Origin of the sequence: Streptomyces sp. NPDC005494 (assembly GCF_042872025.1) — a bacterium.
In the GTDB taxonomy this organism is placed as follows: Bacteria; Actinomycetota; Actinomycetes; order Streptomycetales; family Streptomycetaceae; genus Streptomyces.
Genome location: NZ_JBIAJR010000011.1, coordinates 23,837 through 45,509 on the forward strand (window position 1 = coordinate 23,837; position 21,673 = coordinate 45,509).

Annotated in this window: 16 protein-coding genes and 1 pseudogene; 10 read left to right on the plus strand and 7 right to left on the minus strand. The window is 69.9% G+C overall.

All coding sequences use genetic code 11. From position 1 onward, the window contains the following. The first annotated feature begins 111 nt into the window (after positions 1 to 111). From ACFYQ6_RS28280 to ACFYQ6_RS28290, 3 genes are all read left to right on the plus strand, one after another. Positions 112 to 267 carry a hypothetical protein gene (locus ACFYQ6_RS28280; RefSeq protein WP_361581564.1) on the plus strand — a complete coding sequence of 52 codons (156 nt, stop codon included), beginning with the start codon at positions 112 to 114 and terminating at the stop codon, positions 265 to 267. Between the two features lie 156 nt (positions 268 to 423). Further along, positions 424 to 762, plus strand: a complete 339-nt coding sequence (locus tag ACFYQ6_RS28285) for a thioredoxin domain-containing protein (RefSeq protein WP_361581567.1) — start codon at positions 424 to 426, stop codon at positions 760 to 762. Between the two features lie 209 nt (positions 763 to 971). Next, positions 972 to 2,474, plus strand: a complete 1,503-nt coding sequence (locus tag ACFYQ6_RS28290) for a hypothetical protein (RefSeq protein ID WP_361581569.1) — start codon at positions 972 to 974, stop codon at positions 2,472 to 2,474. A gap of 178 nt (positions 2,475 to 2,652) precedes the next feature. Here the strand turns inward: ACFYQ6_RS28290 and ACFYQ6_RS28295 are convergent. The 6 genes and pseudogenes from ACFYQ6_RS28295 to ACFYQ6_RS28320 all read right to left on the minus strand — a co-directional run. Next, a pseudogene (locus ACFYQ6_RS28295) lies at positions 2,653 to 2,754 on the minus strand (IS630 family transposase); the annotation flags it as partial. Between the two features lie 67 nt (positions 2,755 to 2,821). Further along, a complete protein-coding gene (locus ACFYQ6_RS28300) occupies positions 2,822 to 4,516 on the minus strand; it encodes an alpha-amylase family protein (protein ID WP_388765599.1) in 1,695 nt (564 codons plus the stop codon). Further along, on the minus strand, positions 4,513 to 5,511 hold the full coding sequence (locus ACFYQ6_RS28305) for a TIGR03885 family FMN-dependent LLM class oxidoreductase (protein WP_388765601.1): 999 nt from the start codon (positions 5,509 to 5,511) through the stop codon (positions 4,513 to 4,515). Before ACFYQ6_RS28305 ends, ACFYQ6_RS28300 begins: the two co-directional genes overlap by 4 nt. Positions 5,512 to 5,568: 57 nt before the next feature. Then, the gene (locus tag ACFYQ6_RS28310; protein ID WP_388765603.1) at positions 5,569 to 7,269 is read right to left on the minus strand and encodes an alpha-glucosidase; all 1,701 of its coding nucleotides are present in this window, start codon (positions 7,267 to 7,269) and stop codon (positions 5,569 to 5,571) included. 443 nt (positions 7,270 to 7,712) lie between these two features. After that, positions 7,713 to 10,964, minus strand: coding sequence for a GH92 family glycosyl hydrolase (locus tag ACFYQ6_RS28315; protein ID WP_388765605.1), 3,252 nt, complete (start codon positions 10,962 to 10,964; stop codon positions 7,713 to 7,715). Positions 10,965 to 11,586: 622 nt separating this feature from the next. Further along, entirely contained in the window at positions 11,587 to 12,918 is a 1,332-nt protein-coding gene (locus tag ACFYQ6_RS28320) for a wax ester/triacylglycerol synthase domain-containing protein (RefSeq protein ID WP_388765607.1), read from the minus strand. Between the two features lie 468 nt (positions 12,919 to 13,386). Here ACFYQ6_RS28320 and ACFYQ6_RS28325 point away from each other — a divergent pair, with 468 nt between their 5' ends. From ACFYQ6_RS28325 to ACFYQ6_RS28340, 4 genes are read left to right on the plus strand one after another with little or no spacing between them, the layout of a single operon-like run. Then, complete coding sequence (locus ACFYQ6_RS28325; protein ID WP_388765609.1) at positions 13,387 to 14,481, plus strand: polyprenyl synthetase family protein; 1,095 nt, start codon at positions 13,387 to 13,389, stop codon at positions 14,479 to 14,481. Next, positions 14,478 to 14,963: a polyprenyl synthetase family protein gene (locus ACFYQ6_RS28330; RefSeq protein ID WP_388765611.1), complete on the plus strand. Its 486-nt coding sequence runs from the start codon at positions 14,478 to 14,480 to the stop codon at positions 14,961 to 14,963. The genes ACFYQ6_RS28325 and ACFYQ6_RS28330 overlap by 4 nt, the downstream gene beginning before the upstream one ends. Continuing rightward, complete coding sequence (locus ACFYQ6_RS28335) at positions 14,932 to 15,540, plus strand: polyprenyl synthetase family protein (RefSeq protein WP_388765815.1); 609 nt, start codon at positions 14,932 to 14,934, stop codon at positions 15,538 to 15,540. The genes ACFYQ6_RS28330 and ACFYQ6_RS28335 overlap by 32 nt, the downstream gene beginning before the upstream one ends. Continuing rightward, positions 15,537 to 16,268 carry a haloacid dehalogenase-like hydrolase gene (locus ACFYQ6_RS28340; RefSeq protein WP_388765612.1) on the plus strand — a complete coding sequence of 244 codons (732 nt, stop codon included), beginning with the start codon at positions 15,537 to 15,539 and terminating at the stop codon, positions 16,266 to 16,268. The genes ACFYQ6_RS28335 and ACFYQ6_RS28340 overlap by 4 nt, the downstream gene beginning before the upstream one ends. Before the next feature lie 750 nt (positions 16,269 to 17,018). Here ACFYQ6_RS28340 and ACFYQ6_RS28345 read toward each other — a convergent pair. Then, entirely contained in the window at positions 17,019 to 17,603 is a 585-nt protein-coding gene (locus ACFYQ6_RS28345; protein WP_361581596.1) for a PadR family transcriptional regulator, read from the minus strand. A gap of 108 nt (positions 17,604 to 17,711) precedes the next feature. On the opposite strand from ACFYQ6_RS28345, the gene ACFYQ6_RS28350 reads away from it, so the two are divergent. From ACFYQ6_RS28350 to ACFYQ6_RS28360, 3 genes are read left to right on the plus strand one after another with little or no spacing between them, the layout of a single operon-like run. Then, positions 17,712 to 18,824 (plus strand): Rieske 2Fe-2S domain-containing protein, encoded by a 1,113-nt coding sequence (locus ACFYQ6_RS28350; RefSeq protein ID WP_388765614.1) that lies wholly within the window; start codon positions 17,712 to 17,714, stop codon positions 18,822 to 18,824. A 1-nt stretch (position 18,825) separates the two neighbouring features. Further along, positions 18,826 to 19,848, plus strand: coding sequence for a PDR/VanB family oxidoreductase (locus ACFYQ6_RS28355; RefSeq protein ID WP_388765616.1), 1,023 nt, complete (start codon positions 18,826 to 18,828; stop codon positions 19,846 to 19,848). A 48-nt stretch (positions 19,849 to 19,896) separates the two neighbouring features. After that, complete coding sequence (locus ACFYQ6_RS28360; RefSeq protein WP_388765618.1) at positions 19,897 to 21,234, plus strand: MFS transporter; 1,338 nt, start codon at positions 19,897 to 19,899, stop codon at positions 21,232 to 21,234. Positions 21,235 to 21,673: the final 439 nt, after the last annotated feature.

Genomic DNA, 21,673 nt, shown 5'->3' on the forward strand with positions numbered 1-21,673 from the left:
CTCTGCCGGCTGGGGCCGTCACAGGAGCAGCGCCATAGCCTGTTCATCCGTACTTACTTCCCCACATACGCCAGTACGCCGACACCAGCCGCCATGGCGTTTGATCCCGGCTTGTCGAGCATCAGGGCCGCGCGCAATGCCGACGGCCGCCTGGAAGTATTCGCCACCGGCACGGACCACGCTCTCTGGCACAAGTGGGAGACAGCCCCGATCAATGGATGGGCCCCCACCTGGACCTCCCGTGGCGGCAGTCTCAAGATCTTCTGAATGAGCTCCTCCGAGGCAGTCAGGGGCGGGGACCATTTGTCTTCAGGGGCCCCGTCCTCCCTTCGAAAGGCCAACCAGACAACCGACCGGGCCGACCTGACACACCGCGAGAGGGATGATGGGAATGCAATGACGGACGTGCAGTGAGGAGCTTCCATGGCAAACAGAGTTCATCGTGCTCGTGAGGACGCGGAGTTCGATTTCATCGTCGGGGTGAGCAGCGTTCCGGTCCTCGCACACTTCACCGGGGCATGGCCCAAGGCAATCGAGCCCTGCCGGGTGATGGACCTCGTCGTGGGTGGCATCGCCGACGACTACGCGGGCCGCCTGACGGCCGTCCGCGCCGACATCAAAAGATGTCCGACCGCAACCGAGCGATACGGGATCACCGGAGCCCCGTCCTGCGTCCTGCTGAAGGAGGGGGAGGCGGTGGCGCACAGTACGGGGCCTATGACCACGGCCGAGTTGCGGAAGTTCCTGGACGGCCACCTCTGAGTGGCCGCCGGGCCGCAGCCCGGCCGTACGGATCGCCAGCTGACCGGGGGCCGCTGGCCCGGCAGCAGAGATGATGATCCGTGACGATTGATCTTGAGCTCTTCGCGCACTACTTCCAGATCCACGCGTGCGGTCAGGGGGGCGCATGATGCGCCAGGAAGGTGCCATCGGTGCGGCGGGCTGAACCGTCAAGGTGGCAGGATGACGTGGTGTCCGACTCTCTTCATGAACTGTGGCTGCGAGGCATCGCTTTCAACACGGCGGCGCCTACCGACGTGCTGATTCGTCTCCTGGGCGAAGGCGCCGGTGAGGCCGGCTTGTTGATGTGCGAGGGCCGCGACCTGCCGGACGCTGTCATCGACGAGGCTGTGCGCCACCCGGTCGAGCGAATTCGCAAGGCTCTCGCCCGCAATTGGCACCTCGACCCCGAACGACTGGCTCCTTTGGCGTCGGACCCTTCGGGCCTCGTCCGTGCGTCTCTCGCCGGCGGTCCCCGGCCCCAGCCACGGTGGGTTCGGCCCCTGCCGGACGACATCCTCGTCACGTTCCTGACCGCTGAGGAAGGAGGCGAGGACGGCAAGGTCACCGCAAAGGAGATTGTCGGGGAGCTGTGGTCCTCCCGGCAGGTCCCTCCGTCCTTCCCGCGGGACATGGCCGGTCACGATCATCCCGCCCTGCGGCTGTTCGCTGCCTACCAGTGGCAGTCGCTGACCGCTGCACAGCACGATGCCCTGCTCGACGACCCGGACCCTGTGGTGCGGAAGGCGGCGCGGGAGACCAGCTGGGTACTGGATCCGGAGGCGGTGGAGGCCAAGCTGCCGTCCGTTGGGCCACGCAACAGGTGGTTCGTGCTCGGCACCTGTGCCCTGTCACCGGCGGTCGTAAAGCAGTGCTTCACGGACGACGAGGTACACCCGCTGGCCCGGAACCGCCATACGCCGGCTGACGCCCTCGCCCGGCTCGCCCGCCACCCGGATGCAGAGATCCGTAGGCTGATCGCCACCCGGCCCGACCTGGGACCGGAAGCGGCGGCGGAGCTGAGGCAGGATCCGGACGAGGACGTGCGAATGCGCGCTCGTCTTCAGTCTTCCATCCGTACCTGGGCCGAATTCCAGGCGGTGCAAGTGGTCGTCGGGCACGGCCCCGACTGCACCTGCCCGATCACGAAGCCGGCTACCGAGCCGCCGCCCGACTGGTACGCCACCTGCGCGGCGTCCCCGGAACCGGTGCTTCGCCAGGTCGCGGCGAGCTGGCCCGGCCTGCCCGCACCACTCGTCGGGGCACTGGCGCTGGACGAGGACGAAGAGGTACGGATCCGGCTGGCCTGCCACCACCCGCTGGCTCCGGCGCCCCTTCTCCTGGATGTCTTCGTGACCCGCCCGGCCCACCGTCCGCACCTGCTGACCCTGCCGGCATTCCCCCACACCGGCCGGACCCACCTCCTCGGCCACCCGGACCCCGAAGTACGCGCCCTGGCCGCAGCCGACCCGAACCTGGCCGAACCTCCACTGCAAGACCCCGACGATGCAGTACGCCGGGCAGCCGCCGCCAACCCAACGCTTGCACCGGCGACTCTGGAAGCGCTGCTCACCGACCCCCGCACCGCAGAGGGTGCCGCGGCCAACCCGTCCCTGCCCGCCTCCCGCCTGCACGCACTCCTCGACCACTGTCTGAACGGCGTCGCCACCCCGCAGACGGCGACCCGCCTCTGAAAGAGCGTTGTGACCTTATGAGAGCGTTTCCGCGGAAACCGCCAGAGACCTTCAGCGACTGCTCCGAGCCGAGATCGGGCCGGGCGTGAGCGAGCGAGAACTCGACGCGGTCGAGACGCGGTTCGACTTCACCGTCTCGGCGGACCACAGGGTCTTCCTCTCCGCCGGGCTCCCGAACGGGCCGGATCCCGAGCGGGCCGAACTCGCCGAACGCGAAGATCCGGTCCGGGAAGCAATCCAGGATGTGCTCGATTCGGTCGAGCTTGGCGTCGTACCGAGGTCACCTCACACCGTCCACCGTCCCGCGGCACCGGGAGACCGTGTGGTCGGACACCTCGCGCGTCGGATCACACCGCTGTCGCCCGATCCGGATCGTCAAGTGGGGTGTTGACCCTCAGCCACCGGTAGCCGTACGGGTCCAGCGCGACATCGACGAGGCCGGCGGCCGCCGACTTGAGGGTGTCACCGGTGAAGACATCGGTGAGCAGCCGGCCGCCCCTCAGCCCCGGGACCTCGACGGAGGCGGTGACGGACCGCTCGGAGAAGTTGTGCAGCACGAGCACCGCGCCGCCCTCCAGCGAACTGAGGTGGACCAGCACGCCCGGATCGTCCGCGTCGATGACCCGGTAGTCGCCCCAGGCCAGTTCGGGGGTCTCCCGGTAGCGTTCGATCAGCGTCCGCATCCGGCCCAGCGGCGAAGCCGGGTCGTGCCGCTGGTCGTGCGCATTGACCCGCGTCGGGCCGAACGCACCCGTCACGACGGGATTGGGCAGCTCCGCTCCCTCCCCCGCGGTGAAGCCGCCGCTCTTGTCGGGCGTCCACTGCATCGGGGTGCGGACGGCCTGCCGGCCCTCGGCGGCGAGGTTCTCGCCCATGCCTATCTCCTCGCCGTAGAACAGCACCGGTGTGCCGGGCAGGGAGAAGAGCAGGCTGTACGCCAGTTCCACGCGCCGCCGGTCGCCGTCGACCATCGGCGGCAGACGGCGGCGCAGGCCCCGGTCGTAGAGCTGCATGTCCTTGTCGGGGCCGAAGGCGGCGAACACCTCGGCGCGCTCCTCGTCGTCGAGTTTGTCGAGCGTGAGCTCGTCGTGGTTGCGGACGAACGTCGCCCAGTGCGCGTCGCGGGGCGCCGCGGGGCGCTGCCGGAGAGCCGCCGCAAGAGGGGCCGCCTCGCCCCGCGCCATCGACAGGTACATCTGCTGCATACCGATGAAGTCGAAGCACATCGTCAGCTCGTCACCGCGGGAGGACTCCGAGTCGCCGAAGAACTTCGCGGTGTCCGGGTAGGGCAGGTTCACCTCGCCGAGCAGAACCGCGTCACCGCTGCGACGTCCGAGGAAGGCCCGCAGGTCGGCGAGGTACTCGTGCGGGTCGGGCAGCTGGTCCGCGTCCTGCTGGCCGTCGGTCTCCAGCAGGAACGGCACCGCGTCGACCCGGAATCCCGACAGTCCGAGCTGCGTCCAGAAGCCCATGATGCGCGCTATCTCGTCACGGACCGCCGGGTTGGCGACGTTGAGGTCGGGCTGCTGCTTGTAGAACCGGTGCAGGTAGTACTGCTCGGTGGTCTCGTCGTGCTCCCACACGCTCTTCTCGACGTCAGGAAAGACCACACCCTCGGGGCCGTCCTCCGGCGGGCTGTCGCACCAGACGTACCAGTCACGGTACTTCGACGTGCGGCTGGAGCGGGCGTCCTGGAACCACGGATGGTGATCGGAGGTGTGATTGACGACCAGGTCGGCGATGACCCGGATGCCCCGGTCGCGGGCGGTGCGCACGAACTCGGTGAAGTCGCCCAGTGTGCCGAGCCGGGGGTCGACGGCGTAGAAGTCGGTGATGTCGTAGCCGTCGTCGCGCTCCCGCGTCGGGTAGAACGGCATCAGCCACACGCAGGTGACGCCGAGGCGCACCAAGTGGTCGATCCGCTGTGTCAGGCCCGCGAAGTCGCCGGTGCCGTCGCCGTCGGAGTCCTGGTACGTCTCCACGTCCAGGCAGTAGACGACCGCGTTCTTCCACCACAGGTCGGAGGTGCGGGTCAGCCTCATCGGGCACCCTCCGCGACGGCGGCCGGGGGCCGGGTGACATCCAGCTGCGGCAGCACCTTCGCGCCGAACGCGTCGATGAAGGCGCTCTGCTCCTTGCCGACGTGATGCAGCATGACGGCGTCGAAGCCGAGGTCGGCGTACTCCTGGAGCCAGGCCGCGTGCCGGCCGAGATCGTCGGAGATGTTGACGGACTCCGCGACCCTGTCCGGAGAGACGTGCTCGCTGACGTTGTCGAACAGCTCGGCAGAGTCGAGGTCCCAGCTCGCCGGCGGCCCGTGCACGTTGGTGCGCCACTGGTCGTGGGCGAGTTCCTGGGCGGTTGCGAGGTCGGGGGCCCAGCTGAGGTGCACCTGGAGGTGCAGCCGGCCGACGCCGCCCGCCGAACGGTAGGCGTCCACGATCCGGAGCAGTTTCTCGCGCGGCGCGTTCACCGTGATCAGGCCGTCCGCCCACTGAGCGCACCACCGCGCGGTCGCCTCGCTGCACGCGGCCCCCACCAAGGGTGGCACCGTCTCCGGACGGGTCCACAACCTGGCCCGGTCCACGGTCACCAGCCCGTCGTGGCTCACCTCCTCGCCGCGCAGCAGCGCCCGGATGATGTCGACGCACTCGCGCAGTCTCGCGTTCCGGACGTCCTTACGCGGCCAACGGCCGCCGGTTATGTGCTCGTTGGACGCCTCACCGCTTCCCAGCGCCGCCCAGAAGCGGCCTGGGTACATCGCGGCGAGGCTGCCGATCGCCTGCGCGACGATCGCCGGATGGTAGCGCTGGCCCGGGGCGTTCACCACTCCGAAGGGGATCCTGTCGGTGGCTTGGAGCGCCGCGCCGAGCCAGGACCAGGCGAAGCCGGACTCGCCCTGCCGGACGCTCCACGGTGAGAAGTGGTCCGAGCACATCGCGGCGGTGAAGCCCGCGCCTTCCGCGCGCACGGCGGCTGCCAGCAGGTCGGCGGGAGGTACTTGTTCATGGGAGGCGTGAAATCCGTAGACGGTCATGGGATCCGCGTACCCGGCGCCGGAGGGATCATCGGTCGCCGTCCACGCCCGCTCGGGTCAGTCGTTGCGCCGGTGCACCCGCGCCTCCCACGGAGCCAGCACCAGGCGGCCTGGCCGCGGGGGGACCGACGGACCGTTGCCCATGACGAGTTCGGCGCCGTCCCATCCGGCGGGCATCACGGCCGAGGCCGTGTCGCCGGTGAAGTTCCCGACGACCAGGAGCACCGTGCGGCCGTACCTGCGGGTGAACGCGTAGATCCGCTCGTCGTCCGGCAGCAGCATCGTGAAGTCGCCGTGCACGACGGCCGGTTCCTGGTGCCGGAGGGCGATGAGCCGACGGTAGTGGTGGTAGACGGAGTCGGGATCCGCGAGGGCCGCTTCGGCGTTGACCTCGGTGTGGTCCGGGTTGACGGGGATCCACGGGGTACCTGTGGTGAACCCCGCATGCGGGGACGCGTCCCACTGCATGGGTGTACGGGCGTTGTCGCGGCCCATCGCCCGTAGTCCCGGCAGGACGTCTTCGGGTTCCGCCCCCGCGCGCAGCGCATCCGTGTAGTGGTTCAGGGACTCGATGTCCCTGAAGTCCTCGATGGTACGCAAGGGCGCGTTGGCCATGCCGAGTTCCTCGCCCTGGTAGACGTACGGCGTGCCCCGGTGCAGGTGGAGCACGGTCGCGAGCATCGTCGCGGACCGGGTCCGGTGGATCGGTCCGTCGTCACCGAACCGGGAGACCACCCGGGGCTGGTCGTGGTTGTTCCAGTACAGGCTGTTCCACCCGACGTCGGCGAGGCCTGACTGCCAGCGGCCCAGCGAGGCCTTGAGGTCGGTGAGCCGCAGCGGGCGGGGATCGAACTTGCCCCGCCCGTGGTCGAGCCCCACGTGCTCGAACTGGAAGACCATGTCGAGCTCGGCACGTGCCGGGTCGGTGAACAGGCGGGCCTGCTCGACCGTCACCCCGGGCATCTCCCCGACGGTCAGCAGCCGGCCCGGGTACCGGGCGATCACCTCGCGGTGCATCTCCTGGAGGTAGTCGTGTATGCGGGGTCCGCAGACGAAGTAAGGCGACCCGTCACCGTACGGCCCCTGTTCGTGCACCTCGGCGTCGGGGAGGGCGGGGTCCTTGGAGATGAGGTTGACCACGTCCATCCGGAAGCCGTCCACGCCCCGGTCCAGCCACCAGCGCATCATCGCGTACACGGCCCGACGCATCCAGGGGTTCTCCCAGTTGAGGTCCGGCTGCTTCGGCGAGAAGAGGTGGAGGTAGTACGCGTCGCTCGCCGCGTCCAGCTCCCAGGCGGAACCGGAGAAGAAGGAGCCCCAGTTGTTGGGTTCGCGTCCCTCACGTGGCGGACGCCACCAGTACCAGTCGCGTTTCGGGCTCGCCGGGTCGCGTGACTCCTGGAACCACGGATGTTCGTCGGAGGTGTGGTTGACGACCAGGTCCATGACGAGTTTCATCCCGCGCTCGTGGACGGCGCCCAGCAGCCGGTCGAAGGCCGCCAGGTCGCCGAAGACGGGATCGATGTCCTGGTAGTCGCTGATGTCGTACCCGTTGTCGGCCTGCGGGGAGGGGCTGACGGGCGACAGCCACAGCACGTCGACGCCGAGCCCGGACAGATGGTCCAGGCGTCCGGTGAGGCCGTCCAGGTCGCCGACGCCGTCGCCGTCGGAGTCGGCGAAGCTGCGCGGATAGACCTGGTAGACCACTGCGGACCGCCACCACGCGTCCTCGGCGTGCCCCATCTCGTCGGCTGCCATCGGTGGACTCCTCTCGCCCGGGGGTGGGAACGTGAGTCTCCTTTCCCCGGGGGCTGAGGTCATACCGTGTCAGGGCGGCATCGCCGGCCGGGCGCCTCCGGTACCCCCGGGACGAACCGACCCGCTGGGGCCCATCCCTGCGCGCACCTGCCGGCCCCTTCTCGGCGAACTCCCACGCAAGGTATGCCGGACCTCGCCCCTCCGCGGTCCCGTGCCGGAGGGCCCGCCTGATGCAGCTCACGACCCTGCACGGCCTGACGCAGATCCATCCGTCGCCGGAACGGGTGCTGGCCCCGGCAACTGTTGGACGGGCCGACTGCACGATAGCGCCTTGCTCCGGGCCGAGTGGCCCCGGCGCCTTCGCGCCGGGGCCACGATGAGATGGGTGCGCCGATACGAAACGACGCACCGTCGCCTGGGTTTCGGCGGTCCGCCGTCCCTCTCTAAACGAGCGTCATCGCGTAGATCTCGACGCGGGTGTCGTCCGGCAGCGAGACCGAACGGACCGTCTTGCCCCCGTCGAGCTCCGCGGCCGTACCGAAGAGACGAATGGACGGCCCGTCGACACCGCTGCCCCGCTTGATGCGGTGCGGCATATCGAGGACGACCGTGCCGCCGTCCGGCGCGGAGCCCGCCCAGTCGCCGAAGGTCACCGGTGCCTCCGTGCTGCTGCCGTCCGTGTAGTGCACGGTCAGTGTGGTGGTCACAGGACCGTTGTGCGCCGAGCCGACCAGCCGCAGCGCACTGTGCTGTCCGGCGGGCAACAGGAGGGCCTGCCCGCTTGCTTCGAGGAAGTTGTTCGCCGTGCCGGTGGGGTCCGGCGCGTCGTACGTCACGCCGTCCCACGTGACCGGCCCCGCCTTGGGCAGCAGGTCGCCGTCATAGCTCCAGCCGTGTCCGTCGAAGTCGCCCTCGTCGGAGTTCGCCACCGTGGCCGTGCCGTCGTGGCCGAGCTCCGTGCGCAGGTCCACTGCGCACTGCCCGTTCGCCTCACTCGCGCAGGTCGTGGCGGCTCCCACCGCGACGGTGGCCTTGCGGGTGACGGAGTTCGTCCCTCGGCCCGTGACCTTCACCTCCACCGGGTAGGACCCGGTGGCGACGCCCGGCGGCACGGTGATGTCGAGCGACACCTTCTTCTGCACCGGGAGGTGACCGGAATCGATCACCAGCGGTGAACGCTGTGCCGTCGTGGCCTTCCAGCCGCTGGGCACCTTCACCGTGACCGACACGTTCAGCTTGCCGGGTGCCTGCCCGAGGACGTCCAGAGTGAACTTCGCGGTCTGTGCGGCGTCACCCGTGGGGACGACCGCCGAAGCGGGACGCAGCGACGCGTCGACGTGCTTGCGGCTGTCGGGGGACGCCTGGTTGACGGAGGGCGGCTGAGCGCCCTTGCCCGTGCCCCATGAGGAGGGGGAGGTCCCGAGCCGATGGGCCAGGGTTCCGCCGTGCGCGAGCTTGTTCCAGCTCAGCCAGGTCTGGGGTACGTCACGGCCGTTCAGGGCCACGTTCTGCACGTACCGCTTCGTGTCACTCGCTCCGGGCGCCCCGATCGTCAGCGTGCCGCCCTGGCCCTTGGTGCCGGACACCTTGGGATAGCTGCCGATCCGGACGGTCGCCGACTCGAACTGCGGGCTGGACACGGCCAGGAAGTCGCCGCCGCTCATCGTCGGGTAGAGGCCGAGGGAGGAGAAGACGTACCAGGCCGACATGGTGCCCAGGTCGTCGTTGCCCGTCATCCCGTCCGGGCCGTCGGTGAACAGCGTCATCGCCGCACGCACCACGGTCGCGGTCTTCGCCGGGGCGCCGACCCAGTTGTACATGTACGGGGCGTGCAGGTCCGGCTCGTTGTTCGGGTTGTACGTCGGCTTGCCGTAGTAGTCGTACGGCTGCGAGATCCAGTCGTTGCGAGCGGTGCCCGCCGGGTCGGTGAGCAGCTTGTCGTGGACGAAGAAGGAGTCGAGCCGCTTCTCGGTGGCGCTCCGGCCGCCCATCAGGCTGACGAGGCCGGCCGGGTCCTGCGGTACCAGCCACTGGTACTGGTACGCGCCGCCCTCATGGAACTGGTGCGCCGCCTCGACCGGGTCGTAGGGCGTGAGCCAGGTGCCGTCGGCCGTCCGCGGCCGGAACTGCTGGATCGAGGAGTCCCACAGGTTCCGGTACCACTGCCCGCGCGCGGCGAACATCTTGGCGTCCGACTTGTGTCCGAGCCGGTCGGCCATCAGCGCGAGCGACGCATCGGCGGCGGAGTACTCCATCGTCGCCGACGCCGGGTGCTTGCAGTCGTTGTCGCCGCCCTTGTCCGCGCAGTCCTTGCCGAGCTCGAGACCTGACGGGATGTAGCCGCGCTCGGTGTAGTAATCCGATCCCGAGCGTCCGTTGTACGGCGAGTCGGCGGGTGGGGTGCTGGTCGCGTTCTTCTTCAGCAACGCGTAGGTCTCTGCCTCGTGTCCGGCGAGCAGACCCTTTGACCAGGCCTCTACGAGGAAGGGCGTGACCGGGTCACCGGTCATGATGTTGGTCTCGCTGTTGGCGAGCGCCCAGCGGGGCAGCCAGCCGCCGTCCCGGCCGGCCGCGACGACCGACAGCGCGACGTCCCGGGCGACCTTCGGCTCCAGCATCTGCAGAAGCTGGTTCTGCGGACGGTAGGTGTCCCAGAGCGAGAAGTTCTGATACGGCGTGTAGTCCTTTGCCGTGTGTGTCTTGTTGTCGAACCCCTGGTACGTGCCGTCGACGTCACCGGCGAGGTTCGGGTGCAACTGGCTGTGGTAGAGCGCGGTGTAGAAGGCCTTCTGCCGGTCCGCCGCGCCTCCGCCGACCCGGATGGAATCCAGTTGCTTCTTCCAGGTGTCCTGCAACGCCTTACGCGTGGCGTCGAAGTCGAAGGACTTCTCGGTCTCCGCGGCCAAGTTCTTACGGGCGCCCTCCACGCCCGTGTAGGAGAGCCCCACCTTCAGGACGGCGTCCCGGTCGGTGGTCGCGTCGAAGGTCACCCAGGCGCCGTTGGCGCCGCTTCCCTCAGCGTCGCGGGTATCGGGCCTGGGGGCGTCGCCCTCCCACGTCCCGTGGGCTTTGAAGGGCCGGTCGAAGGTGGCGCTGAAGTACACCGTGTGCTCATCGTGTCCGGCGCAGAAGCCCCCGGCGTGCACCCGGCCTTCGATCGTCCGGTCGCCGACGACGTGCACCTCGGAGTCCAGCACGGACTGGTTGGCCTTGCCCGTGTTGAACAGGACGTTGGCCGAACCGGTGGAGGGGAAGGTGTAGCGCTGCCACCCGGTGCGCTCGGTGGCGGTGAGCTCCGCGTCGACGTCGTACTTCTTCAGTCCCACCCGGTAGTAGCCAGGGGCGGCCTGCTCGTCGTCGTGGCTGTACGGGGAGCGGTAGGCGTTCGGGTCCACGGAGTCGACCGCGCCCGTGGTCGGCATGATGGGCAGCTCGCCCATGACGCCGCAGCCGACGCCGGACAAGTGCGTCTGGCTGAATCCGTAGATCGAGTCCTGCTTGTAGTCGTAGCCGCCCTGGCCGCCGGTGTCCGGACTGACCTGGACCATGCCGAACGGCGCGCTCGCCCCGGGGAAGGTGTTGCCGAAGTTCTGGGTTCCGACGAACGGATTGACCAGATCGATCGGTTCCGCGTCCGCGGCGGCGGCGGGCTGGGCGAGGCCGACCACTCCCCCACTCACGAGTACGGCGGCCATCAGACCGGCGGTTATACCGGAAGCACGGGGACGGAACGGTCTGAAAGCAAACCGCATGGAGTATTTCCCTTCGAGTCCTGACACGACTGACAACGTTGTCACAGTGTTCGTTGGCACCGTAACCCCGACCGCCCCAGATGTCACTGGGTGAGTGAGGGGCAAAATCCTGACGTGCCGGCAGAAGGGGCGTCGCCAAGCGACCCGCCTGCCCTGGCTCGCGGCTTGCAGGGCGGATGCGCCAGCCAACGGCGCACCCAACGACACACGCAAGGGGCGGCGCTCTCGCGGCCCGAGAGGAACAGCGCGACGGCTTCGCCGGAGACCTCGTCGGGCACGTCGAGGCACGGGGTGGGATGGAACCCCCAGGCCGGGAGCGCCAACAAGTAGCCGACGGCGAGCGGAACAGCCCGATCACGTCGCACGTCCGTGATGACCTGGGCGGGATCCAAGGCGCTGTGGAGGCCGGCGCGACATCTACCGCGACGTGGCGGCATCGGCCGGTCCGTCCACGTGGGGTTGGCCGGGCCCTCGCCGCGGGCTCGCGCAGCGGAGTCGAGGATGCGGCTCCGGCTGCGGGGCGTCGCACGGATGCGGTGGGCTCTCCCGTGGCCACCCCCTGCGTTCACGGCTCCGGGGTGAGTGCCGCTGCCGCTGCCGTGGCGGGCTGGGGGCCGGCCGGCGGGCGGCCGGCAGCTGTCGACAGGTCTTCCAGTGCCTGCCTCCACAGTCCGGGGAGGCATTCGGCGTCGGGGAGGGCTCTGTCGATGCGGAAGCACACGCTCGCCTCGCCCGCGTAGACGAGCATGACCACCGCCAGGGGTGCGCCGGGCGGGCAGCACATGAGGGGATCGATCCGGGTCACCACCGCGTCGCCATATCGGAGACGTTCGCGCATCACCAGGCAGGACGCGACGAGCGTGAGCCGGACCGGAGCGGTGCTCACGGCCACGAGGCGCTGAAGAAAACCGGCAGGCAGGCGGGTGAGAGCCGAGCGGAGTACCGCTCGGTGTCCGGGCAGCTTGAGAGGCGAAGTCGCTGCACGGGTCCCGGCGAGTCGCTGGAGGAGGGGAAGAGGGCCGGCCGGGAGGTCGACGCGGGTCAGGAAGAGGCGGTTGCCGGGGGCCCCTGCTTCATCCTTGGAACGCAGGTTGACGGGGATCATCACGGGAATGGGAGCCTCGGCGGCGAGCGGCCAGGAGGTGCTCGCCCACTGTGCGATCGCGTGGCCCAGAGCGGTGAGGTAGACGGCGTTGACGCTGGCGCCGCCGGCACGGGCTGCCGGCTTGAGCGAGGCCGCAGGGGCATGGATCCATGCGGTGCGACGGCGGCTGGACAGTGGCTGCGACGGTGAGGTCCACACCTGGTGCTTCCTGGCATACCGCAGGAGGACCGCGGCACTTCGCAGCACCTGCCGCAGCCGGGGCCGCGGCTCGGGCTGCGGCAGGGGCCGCAGTACCACCGCGGACGGCTCGGAACGTGCATCCGGGCCGAAGAGCGGTTGCAGGATCTCGACCACGGTGGCACCGTCCTGCACGCTGTGGTGCGCCGCGTACAGCAGTGCGAACCCGTTGGAGACATGGCCGTGCAGCAGGACCAGGCGCCAGGCCGGGGCATCCACGGGCCAGGGGTCACGCAGTAGATCGTGAACCGCCGCCTCGAGAGACTCCCGGCCCCTGGCCAGGCGTTGGGCGATGACATGACGCGCGGGGTCGGGAACGGCGTGTACCCACTGTGCCCGCCGGCCGTCACCATGAAGGAGATGCGACGTGCGCGCAAGGCCGGAAAGGCGCGTGGCCACGTGCTCCTGGAGCTCGAGCAGCCCGGGCGCGGCGCCCGACAGGTGCAGGACCGCACCGATGGTCGACCCTGCGTCCGGATGCTCCGCGCGTTGTTCGAGGTCTCGCAGGAAAAGGTCGGCCGCTCTGGGAGGGAGGAACGCTTGCATATCAGTCATGTACGGGGGCGGAGGCCGTTCACGCAGAGGTGGCTGGGGGCGAGAGGCAGTGCGGCTGTGTCGCGGAGTCGGCCGGCGTTAGCGAGAAGCCGTCCGATGTTCAGTCGGCTGCGGCTCTCGTCAGCCGGTGAGGACCCCGCTCCGGCTGCGCGGCCGGCGGAGGCCCCAGGTGTGGACGCTGAGGTTGCCGGCAGTGCATGGGGCGCGTGGACTCGACCTCCGGGTGCGTTCGCAGCCTGAGCCAGAAGGAGCCTTCCCCGCACGAGGCGTGACGACGGCGCCCCGCCGTCGTTGCACAGCACAACTGTCGTGGTGAGCGGCTTTCTCCAGGTCACAGCAGGCGAATGAGATTTGCTGTTGCTGGAGGACGTCCAACCACGCGTCCCGCGCCGGCGGCGGACCGCTGTCGGCGCCCGGGGGGAGGTATGCAGCCCGAAACGCGAGCGAGCGGCAAAATGGGGAGTCTTCATGAGCGCGTCACCAAGTACGGCGTGGCCTGTGAGCGCGACTGACGCCAGAGCCGATCCGACCGCAGCCCGCACTGCGGTCGACCGGGCCCTGGAAGCGTTCCTGTCCAGCAAACAGCCGTCCGGCCGGCCGGAACGCTCCGGTCCCGGAACAGACCATTTGATCGCTGTTCTGCGTGCGTTCCTGAGCGGCTGCGGCAAACGGGTCCGCCCGCTGTTCTGCCACATCGGGTGGCGGGCCGCCACGAGCACGCCGCCGGACGTGCGAATCACCAACGTCGGTGTCGGACTCGAACTCCTCCACGGGCACGCCCTGGTCCACGACGACGTAGTGGACCGCTCTCTCCTGCGGCGCGGCAACCCGGCGGTGCACGTGGCGTACGCGGACTTGCGCGGCGGGGGCGCCTGGCACGGTCTGAGCGCCGCAGTGCTCCTCGGCGACATGGCGGCCTTGTGGGCCGAGGAGCACTTCGCCCGCCTATACGAGCCGGGCGTCCCACCGGCGGCCCGTGACCACCTGGGTGCGATGCGTGCCGAACTGCTCAACGGCCAGCTTCTGGATTTGGTCAAGCCCTCCCAGCTGTTCGGAACGGTGCCCGAGGCGTTCGCCGTCATCCACGCGAAGACCGTCGCCTACACCGTCCTCGGTCCGCTCCTGATCGGTGCCGCCATGGCTGGTGCCGACCCGGACGTGACCGACGCCCTGGCCGGCTACGCCCGACCGCTGGGTGAGGCGTTCCAGCTGCAGGACGACCTGGAGGACGTCACGGCCGGACCGAACTGCCCCGGCGGCGGTGAGGACCTGAAGGAGGGCAAGCGCACCGTGGTGGTGGCTCTGGCCGCCGAGGCCGCCACGACCGGTCAGCGCGCGTCCATGACCCGGCTCCTGGGCCGGGCCGGCATGGACAAGCTGCGCTCCACGATCGCGGCCACCGGGGCCGTGGAGCAGGTGCGGGCCATGATCACCGCTCGGCGCGGGAAAGCCCTCGAGCGGGCGGCGAACGGACCCTTCACCGAGACCGGACGAGCACTGCTGAGCGCGATGACCGACGTGGCACTGCCCGGTGTCGCCGACTGGCCGGAGGTAGCCGCATGACCACGACAAGTACGGACCACACCGCACCGGCGCCGGCAGCCAGGCTGGCCCGAGCCCGGCGCGACATCGACCCGGTGCTCCGGGAAGCGGTCGACACCCTCCCCACAGGCGGAGTGCGCGAAGCAGCCCGCTACTACTTCGGCTGGATCGACGCCGAGGGCCGCCCCACCGGGAGCCTGGGAGGCGGCAAGAGCATCCGTGCCGCGCTGGTGCTCGACACCGCGACAGCTCTCGGCGCCGAGCCGCCGGCCGCGCTGCCCGCCGCGGCGGCCGTGGAGCTGATCCAGGCGTTCACGCTGCTGACCGATGACGTCCTGGATCGCGACCGCACCCGGCACGGCCGGCCCGCCACTTGGACCCTCCACACCGCTCCCACCGCGCTCCTGGCCGGCAACGCCCTGCTGTGCCTCGCCCTGGCTCTGCCGGGCCTGCCCCCCGGGCGCGGCCCGGCTGCTCGGGCACGCGACCGCAGTCACGTGTGAAGGCGCGGACGCTGACACTGCCTTCGAATCCCGGAACGACACCACCTGGGACCAGTGCCTGACCATGACCCGGCAGAAGGCGGGAGTCTTCCTCGGTGCGACGGCGGGTGTCGGCGCCCGATGCGCGGGCGCCGACACCGGGGTGGTGGACTTGTTGGTGGAGGCGTTCACCGTCGCCGGGGTGGCGTTCCAGTGCGCCAACGACATGCTGGGCGTCTGGGGAGACCCGGCCAGAACCGGCAAGCCCACCGGGGGCGACCTCTCAGGGCTCAAGCGCACCCTGGTCACGGTGGATGCCCTCGCCCACGTCAGCGATGCCGGCCAGGCCCTGACCACCCTCTACGCCACCCACGCGTCCCTGGGACCGGCGGAGACCGCACGTGCGACGGAACTGGTGAACGCGACCGATGCCGGGCGCCGCGCCCTGGACTTCATCGCCCGCCAGACCCAGCACGTCCTGGCTCTCCTCGACCAGGCGGTGCCGGACCCCGGCGCCCGCCGGTGTCTGGAGGCACTGGCCACCATGCCGACCACCTACTACACCGCCTACGCCGATGCACGAGGACCGAGGCCGTGAACCACTCCAGCCTGGCAGGTGACCCGGCCTCCGACAGCCTGCGCCCCGCCGTTCCCGCGTCCGTCGGCCGCCTGCCTCCTCTGGGTGCGGTCGTGTGCGACATCGACGGCACCCTCACCACCACCTCCAGCGCGCTGACGGTCACGAAGACCCTCGGCACCCCCGCGGCCGATCACGCCCGCCTCTACCGGGCGTTCAAGGCCGGAACCCTCGTCGGCGACGAACTGCCCCGCGCACTGTGCACGTTGTGGGCCGGGGCCCGTCGGGAGGACCTGCAGGCCGCGTTCGCCGCCGTCCCGCTGCGCGATGTCGACCACCTGACCGCCGCCGTCCGTGAGCGGAACGTGCCCCTGGCTCTGATCAGCTCCTCCGTCGTCGAGTACGCCGAGGTCACCGCCGCCCGGATCGGCGCCCGGATCGCCTGCGGCGCCGGCCGTGTCGTATACGACGACCACGGCTACATGAGCGGCCTCGCCCTCGATGCCACCGCCCAAGCGGCTCTGACCGAGCTCAAAGTCACCCAGTTCCACGATCTGGCCCGCTCCCTCCACCTGGAACCTGACCAGATCCTCGTGCTGGGCAACAGCCCGAACGACACCGGTCTGTTCGCCTCCACCCGCCGATCCGTCCTCATCGACCCGCTCGGCAACAGCCCCCACCGCCACCAGGCCGCACACACCGCGACCGACCTCCGGAACGCCGCCGCCTACCTGGCAGTGCGGCCGTGAGTGAGAATAGGGCGACGGCGCAGGCGTGGCAGGCGGGGCGGGCGGGGTGGTCACTGTCTCGTCCTGCGATCGGGTCGCGCAGTTCCCCGCCCATACGGCGGCGGTGGGGTCTCATAAGCCCGGTGCCCAAATGGGCCTCCGTCGGCGATCCTCATGGTCGTTCCGACGGCCGCTTTCGCGCTCCGGACTCCTCCCACGCCATGCAGTCGTTGCGATAAGGGCCGCCCCAGCACCACGGTCGTGGACGACCCGGCGCGGGTCATGGACGACCCGGCGCCGTACGTGACGATGACTGCTTGACGTGCAGCACTGGAGGCTGCAGCGGGCGTCGGCGACCGCGGTGCGGGTCGTCGGGGTCCGGCGGTCGTACCTCCCGAAAACCCAGCAGGGCCGGGAGCCACCAGATCACTGCGAGATTTTCGCGGTCGTGGACGGAGGTACCGCCGGAGACCGGACAGAGGCCGGGCGAAGACCGGACGGAGCGCGGCAGGCCGGACGGAGGCGCCGGCAGCGCCGTGGGCGGGCATGGGACGGGGTCAGCAGTTCGGATGCCGCGGCGGCGCGGCCACCGCCCCCAAGGCCGCCGGGCCCAGGACGGGTGGAGTCAGGGGCGGTGGGGGCCTGGGACGGGTGGGGCCAGGACGGGTGGAGTCAGGGGCGGTGGGGGTCAGGGCGCCGGGCATCGGCCCCGGGTCGACCAGGTCCCGGGTCCCCGGTACTCGCCCCGGCACCGGCGCTCGTCGGCAGGGGTCAGGACCCGTGCAGTTCGTCGGCGAGTGCGAAGCCGTCCGCGATCCATGCCAGCTCGGTGCGGGCACGGGCGATGAGCCCGTCGTAGGCGTACACCTTGTAGCGCACCGCGAGTTCGGCCTCGCGCTCGGTGAGCTTGGACAGGCGGGCCGCCAAGGTCGGATGGGTGCGCTCGACGAGTGCGGCCCTGGTGCCTTCGAGCATGCTCAACTGCTCTTGCCAGTACGCCTCTTGCTGCCGAAGCTGCTCACGCACCGAGGCGGGGTCGGCGAATTCGAAGTAGGCGGCTTTCAGATAGGCGGGGTCGCGCTGCCGCTGCGGCGTCAGCGGGGACTCCATCCAGGACCGGAAGTCGGCAAGCCCTGCGTCGGTGACGTGGTACTCCTTCTTCGTCCCCTTCTGTCCCCATCTCACCTCGATCGACTTGAGAAGCCCGTCGCGCTCCAACCGGTTGAGCTCGGGATAGATCTGCGAGTCCGGGGCGTGCCAGACGTGGGCCACCGAGCGGCTGAAGCTCTTCGAGATGTCGTACCCGGTCATGGGGCGACCGGTGAGCAGCGCGATGAGCGCGTAACGCAGCGACAAGGCACCTCCCCCTCCGAAATCACCAAGCTACACACCCTTGCCATCTCACTATATCGATAGTTAGTTTGTGGCCCGCGCAACACATACCTCTCTTCATAGGGAGTTTTCATGCCTGTCACCACTCCGCCCTCCACCGCGGCGGCGAAGATCTTCAACTACCCCCGCAACGCCTGGTACGCGGCCGCCTGGGATCACGAGGTCACCGGAAAGCAGCCGCTGGCCCGCACGATCGCCGGCGTCCCGCTGGCGCTGTGGCGCACCACCGAGGGCCGCCCGGTCGCCCTCGCCGACGCCTGCTGGCACCGGCTGGCGCCCCTGTCGATGGGCAGGATCCTGGGCGACGAGCTGCAGTGCCCTTACCACGGCCTGCGCTACAACGCGGCCGGCCGCTGCACCGGGATGCCCGCGCAGGAGACGATCAACCCCAGCGCGTTGGTCCCGTCCTTCCCTGTCGTCGAGCGGTACCGGTACGTCTGGGTCTGGGTCGGCGATCCCGACCTCGCCGACCCGACGACGGTGCCCGACATGCACCAGATGGATCACCCGGACTGGGCCGGCGACGGAGAGACGATCCACGCCGAGTGCAACTACCAGCTCATCCTCGACAACCTCATGGACCTCACCCATGAGGAGTTCGTCCACTCCTCGAGCATCGGCCAGGAGGAACTGTCCGAGGCCGAGTTCGACGTGACCCACAAGGGCGACACCGTCACCGTGGCCCGGTGGATGCGCGACATCGACGCCCCACCGTTCTGGCTGAAGAACATGCGCGACAAGTTCCCCGGATTCTCCGGCAAGGTCGACCGCTGGCAGATCATCACGTTCGAGGCACCCGGCACCATCTGCATCGACGTCGGCGTCGCGAAGGCGGGCACCGGGGCACCCGAAGGCGACCGCAGCCAAGGGGTGAACGGGTACGTGATGAACACGATCACCCCCGAGAGCGACCGCACCGCCCACTACTTCTGGGCGTTCATGCGCAACTACCGCCTGGACAGCCAGACGATCACCACCCAGCTCCGCCAGGCCGTGCACGGCGTCTTCGGCGAGGACGAGGAGATGCTGCGCGCCCAGCAGCGCGCCATCGACTCCAATCCCGAGCACGAGTTCTACAGCCTCAACATCGACGCCGGCGGTATGTGGGTGCGCCAGATCCTGGACCGCATGCTCGCGGCCGAGGGACGGGGTTCCTCCGCGCCGGCCGCCGGTCAGGTGGCCTGACATGGCGGTGCAGACACAGACCCGCTGGCAGCGGGCCCGGGTCGTCGAGGTCTCCGACGTCGCCGACGGCGTACGCCGCATCGTCCTGGCGCCGGAACACCCCGAGCACGCCGCGCCCGGCACGCACGTCGACGTCCGGATCGGTTCCGGGACCGGCACCGGAGACGGAGTGAGCCGCGTGCGGTCGTACTCGGTGGTGCGCTCGGAGGACGGCGGTCAGCGGCTGACGCTCAGCGTGCGGCTCTCCCCCACCTCGTCCGGGGGTTCGGCGGCGATGCACCGGCTGCGGACCGGGGACGAACTCACCGTCACGGGCCCGCTGCAGAACTTCCCGCTGGCGGTCGGCGCCTCCCGGTACGTGCTCGTCGCCGGCGGCATCGGCGTCACCGCACTGGTCGCGATGGCATCCGCGCTCCGTCGGCGCGGAGCCGATTACGAGCTGCGGCTCGTCGGGCGCAGCCGCGCCGTGATGGCGTACGTCGACGAGCTCGTCGGTGAGCACGGCGACCGGGTCCGCCTCCACGTCGACGACGAGGGCACCCCTCTGGCGGTCGACGACCTGGTCGCCGCGATAGCCCGGGCACCCTCCGCCGCCGGAACCGAGCTCTACATGTGCGGTCCGATCGGGCTCATGAACGCCGTTTCCCGCAGCTGGGCCGAGCACGCCCTGCCCACGACCAACCTGCGCTTCGAGACCTTCGGTTCCAGCGGCAGGTACCCCGCGCAGGAGTTCCTCGTCCGTCTGCCCGAACTCGGACGCGAGGTCACCGTCGCCCCCGGCGCGTCGATTCTCGACGCCCTCGACGCGGCAGGCGTCGAGACCCTGTCGGACTGCCGCAAGGGCGAGTGCGGGCTGTGCCTGGCGAAAGTGCTGAACTCCACCGGCACCGTCGACCACCGCGATGTCTTCCTGAGCGAAGCCCAGAAGGAACGCTCGGACATGCTCTGCCTCTGCGTCTCCCGAGCGGTCGCAGCAGACGACGGCTCGGACACCCCCGCTGTTCTCTCCCTCCGCCTGACCTGACCCGGCGGGCACCCGCGAACGCCCGGATCTCTCACCACCTGGACACCCATGAACATCACCGCACGCATTTCGCAGGCACCGATGAGCGGCTACCAATGGCTGATCGTTGCGCTCTGCACCTTCATGAACTGCCTCGACGGCTTCGACGTCATGGCGGTCGCCTTCACCGGGCCGTCGGTCACCGAGGAGTTCGGACTCAGCGGATCGGAGTTCGGGCTGTTGGTCTCCGTCGGCCTGATCGGAATGGCGATCGGCTCGATGCTGCTGGCGCCCTTCGCCGACCTCATCGGCCGACGGCCGCTCATCCTGGTCAGCCTCGTCCTCGGCACGATCGGGATGTTCGGCGCGGCGATGGCGCCGTCGGTGACGGTGATGGGCCTCTTCCGCCTGGTCACCGGCATCGGTGTCGGCGGCATCCTGGCCAGCACCAACGTGATGGCCAGCGAGTTCTCCAACGCCAGGAACCGCGGTCTCGCCATCGGTATCTACACAGCCGGGTACGGGATCGGCGCCACGGCGGCGAGCCTGGTCGCGAAGACCGTGGTGGGCGGCGACTGGCGGATCGTCTTCTACGCCGGCGGCATCGGGACGCTGCTCGCCCTGATCGTGATCGCCGCCGTCCTGCCCGAGTCGGTGGCCTTCCTGGAGCAGCGCCGTCCGGGCAACGCGCCGGCGCGGATCAACCGGACCCTGGCCCGCATGCGCATGGAACCCGTCACCGGCGCCGACCTCGACCGGGCGACCGCCACCGGGTCCGCCGCCGAGCGGGCCGGCTCGGGCTGGCTCAAGCAGCTGCTGACCCCGACGATCCTGCTCTGGCTCACCTTCATCACGATCATGTTCGGCTTCTACTTCGTCAACAGCTGGACGCCGACACTGCTGGTCGAGGAGGGCTTGTCCGAGAGCGCGGCGGTGACCGCCGGAATGGCGATCTCGATCGGCGGTACGGTCGGCTCCGTGCTCTACGGTGTCGTCGCCCGGGTACGCACGCCGCGGGTGGTGCTGATCGGGTTCTCCCTGCTCTCGGCCGCAATGATGATCGTCTTCATCGTGAGCACCTCGACCCTGTGGCTCGGGTTCGCCGTCGGCGTCGTCGTCGGCGCTCTGATCAACGGCTGCATCGCCGGCGCCTACACGGTCGGACCGCCGCTCTACCCGGCCAACGTGCGCAGCGTCGGCATGGGCTGGGCTCTCGGGATGGGCCGTATCGGCGCCATCCTGTCCCCGACCGTCGCAGGCATGCTCAAGGACGCCGGCGCCTCCGCGACGCAGCTCTACATCGGCGCGGCCGTGGTCGTTGCCCTGTGCGCACTCGTCCTGGTCGCCCTGCGTCGGCACGACCCCGAGTCCCCGCCCGTCGCGGCCGAGGAGGCGCTCGCCGCCTGACCTCCGTCCGTTCTCCGGCCGGCCGGAGACACCGCGGGACCCGCGCACCGGGCACCGGCCACCCCGGTCGTGGTCCGGCAGGCTCACCCGCACGTCAGCGTCATCGCCACCTCCGCGTGGTGCCGGTCCACGTCAACTCAGGCCTGCCCAGGCCTGTCTGCGTGGACCGGCACCACGCTTTCGTCGCCCTCGCCCTCGCCCTCGCCCCCGCCCTCGACCTCGCCACGCGCTGTGAGCCCCGCTGGTGACGGTGCGTCAGTCTCGCCTCGCCTGCGGACACCGGCGTGGGGCGGTACGACAGCAACGCGACCGGCGCCCGAGCCGCGAGCACCACACACCTGGGCGTGGCAGGCAGCGGCCCTCCGACGGCGTGCGAGGGCGGAGGGCCGACGGGCGACTGGGGGACGACACGTGTCTGGTTGGCTCCTCCGGTGGAGGG